Source organism: Jiella marina (assembly GCF_024359545.1).
Lineage (GTDB): Bacteria > Pseudomonadota > Alphaproteobacteria > Rhizobiales > Rhizobiaceae > Jiella.
Genome location: NZ_JAKQZG010000005.1, coordinates 130940 through 145726, shown reverse-complemented (window position 1 = coordinate 145726; position 14787 = coordinate 130940). Strand labels below are relative to the sequence as shown.

Genomic DNA, 14787 nt, shown 5'->3' with positions numbered 1-14787 from the left:
TGGCCGACCGGTTCCCATGGGCGGCCTGATCATGAAGGAACTGCAGCGACCGGATCGCTTCGTAGGGTTGCGGACCCCTGACCGGCGGAGCTTCGTGGTCATCGTGACCCTCTTCTTCACCCTGGTCGTGACCACCGCCATGCGCGGCGGCGTCGCTCGAGTGTTCACCATCCGCCGCATCCGGATCGTCACCGTCATGCGCAGCACCCCCATCACCGGAATGGACGTTAGCCGCATGCTCCGGTCCATGGCCGGCGCCATCCAGCGATGGCTCCATGCCGGTGGCGCCATGGTCACGCCTTGCCTGCTCGGCCGCCTCGCGAACGAGCTGCGACGGGGTGGCCCCCTTCTCCGCCCCATGGCCATCCTCCGCCAGAGCGGTGCCGGACCACAGAGCCGCCAGGATGACGGCCATTGCGGTATGCCGAGGCCTGGTCATGCGTGTCATGCCTTCGTCTCGGTCAGGAAGATCTCGATGCGACGGTTGATGGCGGCTTCCGGATCGTCGGCAACTCGCGGTTTGCGGTCGGCAAAGCCTTCGATGGACTTCACCCGTTCCTCATCGAGTCCCCCGCGCGCGAGCATGTAATAGGCCATGTGGGCACGCGCCGTCGAAAGACGCCAATTGTCATAGTCCTTGCTGGTGAAAGGACGGGAATCGGTGTGGCCGCTGATCCGGATCTCGCCCGGTTGCTTCGAGATCACCGCAGCGATGCGCTCCATCATCGCGACTGCCTCCGGCGTCGGCTTTGCCGACCCCACCGGGAACATGCCGGAGGAAACGTCGTCGGCCAACGAGATCTTCACGCCCCCATCGCCCTTGGTCACTTCGATACGCGAAGGTATGTCATCGCCGAGCTTGGCCAGTTCCACGTCGATTTCGGCTTTCAGCTTCTCGGCAACGTCGAGATCGACGCCCTCGCCCGCTTCATCACCCTTGTCGGCGCCCTCACCTTCCGCATTCGGCCCCTTGGCGGCAGGCGCGCCGGCCTCGTCTCCGTTGGACTCCCGACCCTTCTTCTCCAGGTCTTCGCCTTCCCCGGGGCCTTTACCATTGTAATCGTCGCCGCCCGCACCCGGACCGGCATCTTCTCGATCGGTCATCGGGTCGACCGTCGGCACGACCGCCGTGCGGAACTCGATGGGCGGCAAATCCTCCAGCCGGCCACCGCTCTCCATGACATTCGGCGTAAGCTGCCAGGACTCCGGATCAAAGGGATCGCGATAGGCGTCGCCGCCGTTCATGCCGGGCAGCCCCGTTCCGTCGGGCTTTCCCTTCTGCGTCCCCGAGCCGGACTGGTTGCTCTCGGCTGCGATTTCGGCGAGCACGGCATAGGGATCGCGGAACAGCGCCTTTTCCTCGCCGCCCGTCTCGTCGCCGGCAATCGGATGCCCGCGCGGGTCGCCATTGGTCTCCGCGATGCTTTCGCCATTCTGGTTGGATTCGCGATCCGCGCCGTCATCCTTCTGCTTGATGCCACGCGTGGCGGGCGAAGGATCGTTCAGCTTGATCGGGTTGAAATACTGCGCCACCTGCTTGCGGGTGGCGATCTCCGAGGAATTCGTCAGCCACATCACCAGGAAGAACGCCATCATCGCGGTCATGAAGTCCGCGAACGCGATCTTCCAGACACCGCCATGGTGCGCATCCTCGCCGCCGCGACCGCGGCGAACGATGATGATCTCCTGCTTTTCCAGATGACCGGCTTCGGACTGATCGCTCACTGAAGAGCCTCTTCAAGTGCGGTTTTCCATTGGCCGAGACGGGTCTCGAGCGTGGTCTGATCGCAGACGATCCGGATGTCGCCCATGGTCTCGTCCGCTTCGAAGGCCACGAAGCCACGGCGTTCGCCGAGCGCTTCGGAGAACGCGTCGAGGAGAGCCGCAGGACCCACCGCCTGTAGAGACAGAGCGCGACCGTCGACCGCGAGCGTGGCGACGGCTGCGGCAAGATCTTCCATGGTCTGGCGCATGCGAACGTCGACGACGAGCGGCTTGACGACGCCGAAGAACGAGGTCCGCAGCGCCGTTTCCACCCGGTCGAGACGCTCTGTCAGAACTTCGCCGAGCCTGGCGCCTTCTTCGGCCAGAGCATCGAGACGCGCCTGCTCGACGGCTTCGGCCTGAGCCGCCGCGGCCTTTTCACGCTCTGCGGCCAAGGCTTCCTCGACGGCCGCGGCAACGCGCTGCTCGAGTTCCTGCATCGCCTCTTCGCGCCCGGCTTCGTGTCCTTCGGCGCGAGCGGCCTCGACGTCCTCCGCCGTGATCGCCGGCTCTGGGGCGGCGAACGCCTCCGGGGCCTCAGCGGCGTTGTCAAAGCCGAAGTCGGCGGCGTCGAACTCCACCTTGTCCAGAGCGTCTTCGGCTTCCGACATGTCCGGAATGGCCGCCAGGCTTTCCGGCACCTTCTTCTTTTTCTTCTTGGCGACCTGACTGGAGACCAGCGTCAGGTGCTCGAAGGTTGGCTTTTCCCGCTTCGGCTTGGGCGCCTTGAGGTTCTGGAACGGCTTGCCGTTCTCCTCGGGAAATTCCGTGAGGTATTCTGCGAGGGACATCATCGCTTAGGCCGCTTCTTTCTGGTGGATCCACTGTTTGAGGACGTTGGCCGCCTTGACCTCGTCGAGATCGACGAGCTTCTCGAGGCGCGCCTGGGGACTCACACCCTCGTCATCCGCATCGTCGAAGTTCGACATGAAGGGCGGCTGCCCGCCTCCGAACTGGGATATATCGATGGAAGCTGGTGCGGCGCCGAAGTCGAAGTCTCCGCCATCCGCGCCGGGCAGCGCCAGACCACCGGCATCGTCGCCACCCTCGATCTGCGGCAGGCCGTCCTCGTCCTCGCGACCGGCCGGAGCGGCGATGATGGCGCGCACCGCCGGCTTGAGGCCGAACCAGATCACCAGCACGGCAACAGTCAGGATCGTCAGCGCATTGATCAGCGTGCCCGACTGGCGCATGAACATCTCGCCCAGGCCCGGCGACGGGATCGGCTCGAGGGACGTGGCGTTGTCGATGAAGTCGACGGCCGTGATCTTGAGCTGATCACCACGCTCTTCGGAAAGGCCCGAAGCCGAGGCGACGAGCGCCCTGATCTCGTCGAGCCGCGCGGCAATATCGGCGTCGGTGGCGTTTTCGCCGAGCGATTCCTTCAACCGCTGCTGGTTGATCACGACGGCGATCGACAGCTTCTCGACGGCGTAGCCTTCGCTGGTCGTCGAGACGGTCTTCTCATTGATCTCGTAGTTGGTCAGCTCTTCGCGGCGCTCGGTGTCTTCCTTGGAGCTTTGGCCACTGCTCGATTCGGCCTGACCGGCAGCGGGCTGGATGTCCTGCTGCACGCCGACAGCATTCTGCTTGGTCGAGTTCTCGCTCAAGGCCTCTTCGCGGATCGTGCGGACCGACCGCTCGACCCGGACGTCGGGATCGAAGATCCTCTCGTTGATCTGGCGGCGATCGGTATTCAGGCGCGTGGTCACGCTGGTCTGGAAATTGCCGACACCGAGATAGGGAGAAAGCGTGCGACGGATCGAATCCTCGACGCTCTTGGCCACGACCCGCTCGATACCAAAGAGCTTGGTCGGCGCCGAAGAAGCCGAATCATCGCCGGAGGCCAGGAGCGTTCCGTCGGAATTGAGGATCGTCACCTCGTCCGGCGTCATGCCTGGAATGGCGGAGGAGACGAGATAGCGGATCGCCTGAGCGGACGCGAAGTCCTCAGGCGTGTCGGTCCGGATGACGACGCTGGCGGAGGGTCGGCGCTCGTTGCGGCGGAAGCTCCCTTCGTCCGGCAGGACGATGTGGACGCGAGCCGCGCGCACGTTCGACAGCGTCTGGATCGTGCGTGCGATCTCGCCTTCGAGCGCCCTCACCCGGGTGATCTCCTGCATGAAGGAGGTCAGGCCGATCGAGCCGAGATTGTCGAAGAGCTCGTAGCCGGCGTTTTCCGACCGCGGCAGACCCTTTTCGGCAAGCAGCATGCGGGCCGAGGCGGTCTGCGAGAAGGGCGTCATGATCGCATCGCCCTTCGCGTTGATGTCGAAGGGAATGCCCGCTTCGGTCAGTTCGGCGCCGATCCGCGTCACGTCGGTCCGGTCGAGGCCCGAATAGAGCGTCTCCATGTCGGGCCGCGAAAGATAATAGCTGCCGAGGCCGACCAGCGCGACGACGAGGAATCCGACCAGACCGAGGGCGGAGAGTTTCCGCACCCCGAGACCGGAGAGATTCGTCATGATCTGTTGGGCCTGCCCGCTGATGGCCGATGCCATGTTTTATGCCTCTTGCGCACGTCACTGCCGAATAGTTCAGCGGGACATTGCCGACGAAAGCTTGCGTGAGGCCCCGGTTAATGAATGGTTAACGCTTGGATTCGCTTGAGACTTTTGCCTTGGCGACGAAAATCCGTTCCAGACTCCTGCCAGATCCGGCCGCCGGAGCGGCGCCGTTTCGTCACAAAATTGCCTTGCGACATCAGACACTAACGCGAGAAGGGCCGCTTCCTTCGAAGCGGCCCTCCATCATGTTCGGTTGGTTGCTGTGCGTTCCGATTAACGGAAGAGCGACAGCAGGCTCTGCGAGGAGTTGTTGGCGATCGAGAGCGCCTGGACACCGAGCTGCTGCTGGGTCTGCAGCGCCTTGAGGCGGGTCGACTCTTCGGTCATGTCCGCATCGACCAGGGTACCGACGCCTTCCGAAACCGTGTCCATGAGCTTGGAGACGAACTCGGTCTGCATGTCGATCCGGTTCTGAACCGCACCGAGGCTGGAAGCCGCTGTGGTGACCTGCGACAGGGCCTCGTCCACGACCTTGATGTAGGCCTGGATCTCGGTGCTGTTCGCCGAGGTGATGTCGATGTCTTCAACGCTGGTCGAGAAGGAACCCGTAGCCGCAGCGGTCGAGTCGCTCGTGGCGTCGAGACCGAGGCTCGCTTCCGTAATGGTGCTCGTGCCGGAGAACGAGGCCGCGCTGACGGTGAAGGATTCCAGCGAGGTGAAGCTGACATTGTGGGTGGCGTCGATCTCGACTTCCACGCCATCGATGCCTGCGTCGCTCAGGGCCTGCTCGAAGACCGCCTTGAGGTCAGCGTCGGAGCGGATCGAAGTGTCGCTGAGGCCGGCATCGGCCAGCGTCTGCTGCGTGATCTCGACCGTGCGGGCCGGATCGCCGTTCTGCGAGATGGAGAACGACATCTTGTCGTCGGTCGCAGCGAAGTCGACAGCCGTCGTCTCGACCGAAGCCGTACCGATCGTGCCGGTCGTGAACTGGTCGATATCGATGTCCTTGTCGATGATGCCGGCATCGGCCGAGTAGAGGCGCAGGCCAGCAATGTCGACATCGATCTTGCCAACCGACAAGGAGCCGGCGGCGTCACGCGACAGCGAAGACACGATCTGCTTGCCGGTCGTGGCGTCGGTATTCGACAGCCAGTTCTGGCCCGAGAAGGAGGCCGAGTCGGAGATCGTCTTCAGCTGTTCCTGAAGCGCGCCGATCTCTTCCTGAACCTTCGCCTTGTCGACACCGTCCGACGTGGCGGTCGTCAGCTTGGCCTTGATCTCCGACAGAACGTCCTTGGCGGAGTCGAGACCGGTGTAGGCCGCATCGACAGTCGCCGCACCGATGCCAAGCGAGTCGACAACAGCCGACATGGCCTGGTTGTCTGAACGCATGGTGGTCGCGATGGACCAGTAAGCAGCGTTGTCCTGAGCTTCCGCGACGCGATAGCCAGTCGAAATACGGCTCTGCGTGTCGTCGAGAGAGTTGTTGATCGACTGCAGGCTCTGGAGAGCCGTCATCGCGGAAGAATTGGTATGAATGCTAGTCATTTTCTACGTCCCATACGCAGTACAAAAAAGAATTGGGACAATCCGGATCAGCCGGGATAGCGAAACGGCATCATGCCTATGAACTGTTTGTTTCCTCGTCAGGTCACTTCGCTATGGGGAGACAATGCCCGCATGCGCCCTTCCGATTTCTTAATTTGCGCATCGGGATCGCGCTATCGACCGGATGCTTGAGACTACAGTTAATCGAAGCAAAATTTATAAGGTTAATCGATCGCTACTCTGGGAGGGCCGAGCGGCGGAGCACCCTGCCTCGCCGGCTTATCGATCGCGCAGCACACAAGATGCGTCATCCAGCGACCGGCGCAGCGGGATCATGGCGCGGGTGAAACAGAAGCGTGTTCCGGACACGAAAAAGGGCCGCTCCATCGGAGCGGCCCCATTTGATGCGTTGGAAATCTTGCTGGCGGTGATCAGCCCTGGAAGAGCTGCATGATCGCCTGCGAAGAGTTGTTGGCGATCGAGAGCGCCTGGACACCGAGCTGCTGCTGGGTCTGGAGCGCCTTCAGGCGGGTCGACTCTTCGGTCATGTCCGCATCGACCAGGGTCCCGACGCCCATGTCGATCGTGTCCATGAGCTTGGAGACGAACTCGGTCTGCATGTCGATCCGGTTCTGAACCGCACCAAGGCTGGAAGCCGCCGTGGTGACCTGCGACAGGGCCTCGTCCACGACCTTGATGTAGGCCTGGATCTCGTCCGAGGTGGCGGCGGATATGTCCAGATCCTCGATGCTCGTCGAGTATGAGCCCGATGCGGTCGCCGTGTAGTCGCTCGTCGCATCGAGACCGAGGCTCGCCACGCCAATGGTGCTCGTGCCGGAGGACGAAGCGGCGCTGACGGTGAAGGATTCCAGCGAGGTGAAGCTGACATTGTGGGTGGCGGCGTCGATCTCGACGTCGATGCCGTCGATGCCGGCGTCACTCAGAGCCTGCTCGAAGACCGCCTTCAGGTCGGCGTCGGAGCGGATCGAGGTGTCTGAGAGACCGGCATCGGCCAGGGTCTGGTCCGTGATCTCGACGGTACGGGCCGGAGCGCCGTTCTGCGAGATCGAGAAGGACACCTTGTCGTCGGTCGCCGCGAATGCGACGGCCGTGGTCTCGACCGAAGCCGTTCCCATTGCACCGGTCGTGTACTTGTCGATGTCGATATCCTTGTTGAGGATACCACCGTCGACGCCGCCGACCGTCGAGTAGAGGCGCAGGCCGTCGATGTCGACGTCGATCGCACCGACCGTCAAGACGCCATTGGCGTCACGGGAAAGCGAAGAGATGATCTGCTTGCCGCTCGTGGCTTCGTTGTTCGAAAGCCAGTTCTGGCCCGAGAACGAGGCGGAGTCGGAGATCGTCTTCAGCTGATCCTTAAGCGCGTTGATTTCTTCCTGGATCTTGGTGCGGTCGACACCGTCCGAAGTGGCCGTGGTGAGCTTCGCCTTGATCTCCGACAGCACGTCCTTGGCAGAAGAAAGGGCGGTGTAGCCCGTGTCGACGATCGCGGCACCAATTCCGAGCGAATCGACAACGGCGGACATCGCCTTGTTGTCCGAACGCATGCTCGTGGCGATCGACCAATAGGCTGCGTTGTCCTTGGCCTCGGAGACGCGGTAACCGGTGGAGATCCGGTTTTGGGTTTCCTCGAGCATGTTGTTGGTGCTCTGCAGGGTCTGCAGCGCCGTCATCGCAGCGACGTTGGTGATGATACTCGTCATTACTCTTAACCTTCGTTGGCGCGCTTCACCCCTCATGGGAGCTTGCCGTCTCAAAAGGCCCTTGCATCATGCCCGGCGCCGATAGGCATTAACCTAGATTTTTAACGTTAAATGGCGGTTAAAGCCGCGGCAGCCGATTTCAAGAATTCAGAAAAACGATCTCACCAAAGATCCGACCAGCATGTTCCAGCCGTCGATCAGCACAAAGAACAGGATTTTGAACGGCAAGGATATGATCGTCGGCGGCAGCATCATCATGCCCATCGACATGGTCAACGTGGCCACGATCATGTCGATGACAAGAAATGGCAGGACGATCAGGAAGCCGATCTCGAATCCGCGCCTGAGCTCCGAGATCATGAAGGCCGGGATGAGAACCCGAAGGTCGATGTCGCGCTCGTCCGCGGCGCCCTGCTCTTCCGGCTCCACCCGGTCGCGGCTGTTCGTCGCCGCAAGGTCGCCGAAGAGTTCGAGATCGGACGGCCGCACCTGTGTCAGCATGAATTCCTTGAACGGGTCGGAGATTCGATAGAACGCTTCCTCCTCGCTGATCTCGTTGGCAAGCAGCGGCTGCAAGCCGTCACGCCAGGCCCGATCGAATGTGGGTGCCATGACGAAGAAGGTCATGAAGAGCGCGAGCGAGATCAGAATCAGGTTGGCCGGCGTCGTCTGGAGGCCGAGGCCCGTTCGAAGGATCGACAGGGCGATCACGATCCGGGTGAAGGAGGTCACCATCACCAGGAGGCCAGGCGCCACCGAGAGCACGGTGACGATGCCGAACAGCTGAACGATCCGCCCGGAAATCGAGGCATCGCCCTCCGGAAGCAGGTCCGACAGCGTCTGAGTGACCTGCGGGGCCTGGGCCAGGGTCGGGCTCGCGACCATGAAGAGGGCCGCCGCGGCAAGCCCGAGAATCAGCAGCCCGCGTCTCATTCCGCCACCATCGTGCGGATCAGATAGTCGACGACGGCCGGCGAACGCAGCTTGGCGCGATGGCGCAGATCGTCGCGCAGATGCAGGAGCCCGCGCGAACCTTCGACCTGGGCCAGCTGAACCGAACGCAGAAACGCCAGCGTGTCGGCTTCGATCTCGGCCGCCAGCACCTCAGGCTCGATCGTCCCATCGTTCTGGACCACGAGGGACGCCTCGATCCTCAGCCAGGCATCTGCCGGCGACTGGATGTTCGTCAGCACCGGCTTGAGTTCGATCAATTGCAGCGGCAGCTGGCTTTCTTCAGCCTCCGCGATGTCCGAGCTTTCGGCGTCATGACCGTCCGACTTCGGCTCCTCATGGGCCGGCTCGGCGGCTTCCGCTGCCGGCACGGGCGCGCTCGATCCGAGAAGCGATCCGACCAGCGCCCCTCCACCGCCGGCAACGGCAGTGATCACCACGACGGCGATGATGGTCGGCAGCAGACCGCCACCCTTCTTGCCACCCGGCTCCTCGATCTCCGGCAACTCGACATCGGCCATTTCAACCAAAGCCCTTCCGATTCCCGACCGCCCCCGGACCCTCATGGTCCGCGTTTTCGGCGATGAGACACCGATAGCGGCACTGCCTATCGCGAGACTTGCGAGGAGCTTTCAGGACCCGAAAACGAAATCGCCGGCCCCGATCTTGCGTCCGGGCCGGCGATCCTGGAGTGGTCGCGTTCGTCTATGGGCTCAGTACGGGGCCACGATATCGTAGACCTGTTGTCCCCATCCGGGCTGCTGCACCTCGGTCAGGCGCCCTCGCCCACCATAGGAGATGCGGGCTTCGGCGATCTTGTCGTAGTCGATCGTGTTGTCGGGCAGAATGTCGCGCGGGCGGATGATGCCGGCGATCGAGAGAACCCGAACCTCGAAATTGACGCGGACTTCCTGCTGACCGCTGATAAACAGATTGCCGTTCGGAAGCTTGCGCGTCACCACCGCCGCGACCGAGAGATTGATCTTCTCGGAGCGTGCCACCTTGCCCTTGCCTTCCGCCTCGCTCGACCCGTTGGCCGACAGCGTCGCGTCTACCTCCGGCAGGACCCAGGTGCCGAGCGCACCGGAAAGACCGAGACCGGCCCCGACGCCCGAGCTTCGGGAGCGTTCCGAGTCGTTGTTCAGCGAAGCCTGATCGCTGATCTGGATCTTGACGGTGACGATGTCGCCGACGTCCAGGGCGCGTGGGTCCTGGTAGAAATCGGCTCTATCATCGGTCCACAGGGAATAGCGGGTGCGCGGCCCGGCCGCCGAGAAGGTTGCCGGCTGGACGGCCATTGCCGGATAGTCCTGAATTCCGGTGCCGACGGGCGACAGGACCGGCTCGCGCAGGAAATCGTCCTTCGTGGTCGAACATCCCGCCAAGGCCCCGAGCGCCAGAATGGCCAGGGTCTTTTTCACGAGCGACGCTCCGCGGCCTTGGGCGGCGTGAGCGAACCCGAGGCAGTCTTCTGGACGATTCTGCCTGCGATCTCTGCGGCGGTGTTCGGCTCCATCTCGCTGAGGATGGCACTCGCCTGCCGTGGCTTCAGCTTGACCAGAACGGCAGCGGACGCATCGCGGTCGAGCCGGGCGAGTTGCTCTGCAGCCGCTGAGGCGCTCATCTTCGAATAAATGTCGACGACGATGACCGACGCGCTGTCCAGGAATTGCTTGCGCTCGGCAAGCCACTCCTTGTACTCGGCGCGGCGCCGTTCAAGCGCATCGATCTGCTTGCCGATTTCCCGCTCGAGTTCGTTGAGCTTTTCCTGCTGCAAGGCATAGCGCGCATCCTGGGCGCGATCGGCGATGTTCAAGCAGTACTTCTCGACTTCCGTGGTCGGCTCCGGCCCGGTGACCGGGTTGCCGTCCTCATCGAGGATCCGGACCTCCTGAGGCGGCAGATCGGGACGCCCCACCGGCTTCTCCTCGCCGCCTCCGGCCGCATGGGCCCCGGTCATGGCACAGCCGAGGAAGGCAGCGGTGAGCAGAAGCCGCTTCAGCGGGGCGGGTGTCGTGTCGCGTCGGTTCATCATTGCACCACAAGTTCTGCCTGGAGAGCGCCGGCCGTCTTGATCGCCTGCAGGATCGCGATGATGCCTGTGGGTTTCAGACCGATGCGGTTGAGGCCGCGTACGACCGTTTCGAGATCGGCACCGCCGACGAAGGCGAAGTTGCCGCCGTTTTCCTCCACCTCGACGAGGGTTTCCGAGGTGACGACCGTCTGGCCGTCCGAGAGGGGCGCCGGTTGCGACACCGAGGGCAGCTCACTGACCCTCACGGTCAGATTGCCATGGGTCAGGGCGACGGTGGAGATCTGCACGTCCTTGCCGATCACGACGGTGCCGGTGCGTTCGTCAATGACGACCTTGGCCGGTTGGTCAGGCGCGACCCTGAGATCGCCGAGCTCTGCCAGAAAGCGCGTGGCCGAAACCTTTTTCGGCCGGTGGAGGTGGATGGTGCGCAGATCCTCTTCCTGCGCGACGGCCACGCCCCAGCGCTTGACCGAATATTCGTTGACGACGTCGACGACGCGGATCGCCGTCTTGAAATCCGGGTTTGCCAGTTCGATCGCCAGACGGCCTTCATCGTTGAAGGCCCCTGGCACCTCGCGCTCGACGAGGGCGCCATTGGCTATCCGGCCACTGGTGGGAACGCCCTGGGTCAGCTTCTCGCTGTCGCCCTCCGTCGTGAAGCCGGTGACGGCGACGGCGCCCTGGGCCACCGCGTAGATTTCACCGTCGGCACCGTAGAGCGGCGTCATGACCAGCGTGCCGCCCATCAGCGACGAGGCGTCGCCGAGGGAGGAGACGGTCACGTCGATGCGCTGTCCGGTCCCGATGAAGGGCGGCAGCTCGGCTGTCACGGTGACCGCCGCGACGTTCTTGCCGCGCGCGCTCTGGGAGCGGATGTTCACCCCCATGCGATCGAGCATCGACTGCAACGACTGCTCGGTGAAGGGCGCGTTCCGCATGGAATCGCCCGTGCCCTGCAGGCCGACGATCAGGCCGTAGCCGACGAGCTGGTTGGCGCGCACGCCACGCACGGAGGTGATGTCCTTGATGCGGACGGTTCCGTATCCCTGCTCCGGATTGCCCCGGACCGGACGGAAATCACCTCTCGGCCCGGGATCCACGGCCGCCACGGACATGTCGGCGGAAACCGCCGGCTGTGGTGCGAGGACAAGCGCCGCGAGAAGGAGAGCGACAAGACGCTGTCTCATCCTTCGATCCTCACCGTTCCGTCGGCATCGACGACGCCCGAGACGATGATGCCGCTGTCGCGATTGCGGACCTTGACGAGATCGCCTTCCGCACCGGCCAGCATGGCCGTGCCGAGACCCGTGATGATGAGGCCGGCTTCGCGATAGACGAGCGTGACCTGAGCGCCCGCCTTGACCAGGTCGGGAAGCTTGACGTCGCTCATGCGGATCGCCTTGCCCGGCAGGAGCGTGCGCTTGGCGACGAGGCCGACGAGCATGGACTCGTCGAGCGCGAACAGATCGACCTTGTCGTCCTTGACGATGAAGGCACTCGTGGAAACGCCGCGCTCCAGGATGTTCTGGCCGGGATAGACCACGGTCACGGGAACGGGCATGTCGAGTTCGGCAGCCTTCGCGGCGACTGCCTGCCCGGCCCACGCCAGAATCGCGAGGCCCCACACGAGCCGGCGGATGCGACCCGGCGCCATCAGAAGAATCGATCTGGCCATCATGGCCTTACCTCATGCCTTTGGAGACCACGCTCGCCATTTCGTCGGCCGCGGTGATGACCTTGGAGTTCATCTCATAGGCGCGCTGGGCGGAAATGAGTTCGGAGATCTCCTTCACCGGATCGACGTTGGAGTCTTCGAGGTAGCCCTGCTGGATCGTGCCATATCCCTCTTCGCCGGCAACGCCCGCCACTGGCGCGCCGGAGGCCACCGTCTCGCGGAACAGATTGCCGCCCTGCGCGGCAAGGCCGGCAGAGTTCGGGAAGGTGGAGAGCGTCAACTGACCCAGAAGCTGCGGCGCGGGCTGACCGTCGATGCTCGCATAGACCTCACCGGTCTCGCTGACAGTCACCTTCGTCGCGTTCGCAGGCACATTGATGCCCGGATCGACCACGAAACCGTCCAATGTCACGATCTGGCCGGTGGCGCTGGTGTTGAATGCGCCGTCGCGGGTGTAAAGCGTCTCGCCGCCGGGGCCCTGGACCTGGAACCAGCCATTGCCATTGATCGCGACGTCGAACTGGTTGCCGGTCTGATTGAGCGTACCCTGCAGATGGACGTTGCGGATCGCCGCCAGACGCACGCCGAGACCGAGCTGGGCGCCTTCAGGCACAACGCCCTCACCGCCCCGGTTCGGCACGCCCTGCATGCGCTCGATCTGATAGAGAAGATCGGTGAACTCCGCACGCGCCCGCTTGAAGCCGGTCGTGTTGATGTTCGCGATGTTGTTGGCGATGACCTCGACATTGGTCTGCTGGGCATTCATGCCCGTGGCGGCAATAGCTAGCGCGCGCATGGAAGATTCCTTGTTTCAAGTTCAGGGCGCAGGCCGAGCTCAGATCGCCATGCGGGAGACTTCGAGATAGGCGGCCACGGCCTTGTCGCGGATCGCGATCGCGGCCTGAAGGGTCCGCTCCGCCTCCATCACGGCCTCGACGACCACCTGGGTCGAGGCCTCGCCCTTCACGCCCTTGATCGAGGTCGCTTCAGCGCTTTTGACAGTTGCGACGGAATCGCTGGCTAGCTGCGTCAGCACGGCTCCGAAGCTCTGCGGACCGATGTCGGTCGCGCCGCTCGACAGGCCGCCCGTCACGGGCGAAACGCTGCTGGGGCCCTGGGTGTCCCGTATCGGAAGGGTCGAGCCGATTGGAGAGATCATGGTCAGCTCCTCAGAAGATCGATGGTCATGTTGATGAGTTCCCGCGCCTGCTTGATGACCTGGAGATTGGACTCGTAGCCGCGGTTGGCCTCACGCATGTCGGCCATTTCGACCAGCATGTTCACGTTCGGCGTCTTGACGTAGCCATCCGCGTTGGCGGCGGGATTGCCGGGGTCGTGCTCGACGATGAACGGGCTGTCGTCGCGACCGACATCTCCGATCTTGACGAGATCGGCGCCGAGCATCCGATCCAGTTCGGCGGCGAAGGTGACGGTCTTGCGCTGATAGGGATCGCTTCCGGCCGTCGCGCCCGTCGTGTTGGCATTGGCGATATTCTCGGAGACCACGCGCATGCGCGTCGATTGGGCCGAAAGGCCGCTCGACGCGATCTTGAGCGAGGACACGATGGGATCGATCATCTTATCAGCCCTTCAGCGTCGACAGCATCATGCGATGAAAGGCCTTCATCACGGAGGTGTTGAGCGAGTAGGCGCGAGTAACCTCGCTGCCCTTCAGCATCTCTTCTTCGATCACGACGTTCTTGTCGGTCGCCTCGACGCCCCATTCATGGGCATCGACGCGGGCGACACCGTCGGAAGCCGCCTCCAGCATGGAGAGGTGGTTGGCGTTGGACGCCACCATCCGCGTGCCCACGCTGCTCAGGACGTCCTCGAAGGGCACGACCTCCTTGACCTTGTAGCCAGGCGTGTCGGCATTCGCGACGTTCTCTGCGACGGCGGTCTGACGGGTGGTCAGCCAGGAATTGCGCTGGGAGGCGAGTCCAAAAAGATAGGCCTGGTCCATAACGCTTCTTTCATTGTTCGGTGCATGCTCCTTCTACGGCTGAGCACTTGTCCGAAACTTGTAGGAAGCGGCTTCAGGCAAAGGCAGGCATCGATCCGCCTGCTTCTTAAGAGTTCCAGACGAAAAACCGGATGCGTTCTCCGATCTTCAGAAAGACGAGAAACACTCGTTGTATTGTCAGCCTGTTGCGGGATGCAATTGTCTGATCGATACTGGCTGTCGCAAACTCACAGCCGACGAGATCCACAGCACCGTCTTTCAAGGGATGGAATGAACGGCAGAAGCGCAGGCTCGCCATCGGGTTCCGCTACGGCCCAGCCGGGAGGGTGCTTCGAGGAGTGATCGCCAGCAGGATTGCAACAAGGACCCGTTGCGGGCCGCAGGGCCACGGCACGGATCCGTCTGATTGCTTGTAGATATTGAGGACGATGGTGGGCGCGACAGGGATCGAACCTGTGACCCCTTCGGTGTGAACGAAGTGCTCTCCCGCTGAGCTACGCGCCCGAACCGTCGGTCGGCAAGGTGGTGAGCCTATAGGGCGCGACCGGGCGCGGCGTCAACATCAAATCCGGCTGGCGCGAAAGATCGCTTCGCTTGCGGCAGACGCCTTGCACGGTCCG

15 protein-coding genes and 1 tRNA gene are annotated in these 14787 nt (G+C 63.2%); all 16 read right to left on the bottom strand.

Features of this window, described 5'->3' with window-relative positions; genetic code table 11:
* Positions 1 to 444 precede the first annotated feature (444 nt).
* On the bottom strand, positions 445 to 1725 hold the full coding sequence (locus tag MF134_RS10900; RefSeq protein WP_255339479.1) for a MotB family protein: 1281 nt from the start codon (positions 1723 to 1725) through the stop codon (positions 445 to 447).
* The gene (locus tag MF134_RS10895) at positions 1722 to 2558 is read right to left on the bottom strand and encodes a hypothetical protein (protein WP_255339478.1); all 837 of its coding nucleotides are present in this window, start codon (positions 2556 to 2558) and stop codon (positions 1722 to 1724) included. The genes MF134_RS10900 and MF134_RS10895 overlap by 4 nt, the downstream gene beginning before the upstream one ends.
* A 3-nt stretch (positions 2559 to 2561) precedes the next feature.
* Entirely contained in the window at positions 2562 to 4265 is a 1704-nt protein-coding gene (fliF, locus tag MF134_RS10890; RefSeq protein ID WP_255339477.1) for a flagellar basal-body MS-ring/collar protein FliF, read from the bottom strand.
* 279 nt (positions 4266 to 4544) lie between these two features.
* A complete protein-coding gene (locus tag MF134_RS10885) occupies positions 4545 to 5819 on the bottom strand; it encodes a flagellin N-terminal helical domain-containing protein (protein WP_255339476.1) in 1275 nt (424 codons plus the stop codon).
* Between the two features lie 431 nt (positions 5820 to 6250).
* On the bottom strand, positions 6251 to 7543 hold the full coding sequence (locus MF134_RS10880; protein WP_255339475.1) for a flagellin N-terminal helical domain-containing protein: 1293 nt from the start codon (positions 7541 to 7543) through the stop codon (positions 6251 to 6253).
* Between the two features lie 147 nt (positions 7544 to 7690).
* Complete coding sequence (gene fliP, locus MF134_RS10875) at positions 7691 to 8476, bottom strand: flagellar type III secretion system pore protein FliP (RefSeq protein ID WP_457589973.1); 786 nt, start codon at positions 8474 to 8476, stop codon at positions 7691 to 7693.
* Positions 8473 to 9015 (bottom strand): flagellar basal body-associated FliL family protein, encoded by a 543-nt coding sequence (locus tag MF134_RS10870; protein ID WP_255339474.1) that lies wholly within the window; start codon positions 9013 to 9015, stop codon positions 8473 to 8475. The genes fliP and MF134_RS10870 overlap by 4 nt, the downstream gene beginning before the upstream one ends.
* Before the next feature lie 192 nt (positions 9016 to 9207).
* Positions 9208 to 9915: a flagellar basal body L-ring protein FlgH gene (gene flgH / locus MF134_RS10865; protein WP_255339473.1), complete on the bottom strand. Its 708-nt coding sequence runs from the start codon at positions 9913 to 9915 to the stop codon at positions 9208 to 9210.
* Positions 9912 to 10529, bottom strand: coding sequence for a MotE family protein (locus MF134_RS10860; RefSeq protein WP_255339472.1), 618 nt, complete (start codon positions 10527 to 10529; stop codon positions 9912 to 9914). Before MF134_RS10860 ends, flgH begins: the two co-directional genes overlap by 4 nt.
* Complete coding sequence (gene flgI / locus MF134_RS10855; protein WP_255339471.1) at positions 10526 to 11716, bottom strand: flagellar basal body P-ring protein FlgI; 1191 nt, start codon at positions 11714 to 11716, stop codon at positions 10526 to 10528. Before flgI ends, MF134_RS10860 begins: the two co-directional genes overlap by 4 nt.
* Positions 11713 to 12207 carry a flagellar basal body P-ring formation chaperone FlgA gene (gene flgA, locus MF134_RS10850; RefSeq protein WP_255339470.1) on the bottom strand — a complete coding sequence of 165 codons (495 nt, stop codon included), beginning with the start codon at positions 12205 to 12207 and terminating at the stop codon, positions 11713 to 11715. Before flgA ends, flgI begins: the two co-directional genes overlap by 4 nt.
* A gap of 4 nt (positions 12208 to 12211) precedes the next feature.
* On the bottom strand, positions 12212 to 13000 hold the full coding sequence (gene flgG, locus MF134_RS10845) for a flagellar basal-body rod protein FlgG (protein ID WP_255339469.1): 789 nt from the start codon (positions 12998 to 13000) through the stop codon (positions 12212 to 12214).
* Between the two features lie 39 nt (positions 13001 to 13039).
* Positions 13040 to 13363 (bottom strand): flagellar hook-basal body complex protein FliE, encoded by a 324-nt coding sequence (locus tag MF134_RS10840; RefSeq protein ID WP_255339468.1) that lies wholly within the window; start codon positions 13361 to 13363, stop codon positions 13040 to 13042.
* 2 nt (positions 13364 to 13365) lie between these two features.
* A complete protein-coding gene (gene flgC / locus MF134_RS10835) occupies positions 13366 to 13782 on the bottom strand; it encodes a flagellar basal body rod protein FlgC (protein ID WP_255339467.1) in 417 nt (138 codons plus the stop codon).
* A gap of 4 nt (positions 13783 to 13786) precedes the next feature.
* Positions 13787 to 14167, bottom strand: a complete 381-nt coding sequence (locus tag MF134_RS10830) for a flagellar basal body protein (RefSeq protein ID WP_255339466.1) — start codon at positions 14165 to 14167, stop codon at positions 13787 to 13789.
* A 429-nt stretch (positions 14168 to 14596) separates the two neighbouring features.
* Positions 14597 to 14671 (bottom strand) — tRNA-Val (locus MF134_RS10825).
* Positions 14672 to 14787 lie beyond the last annotated feature (116 nt).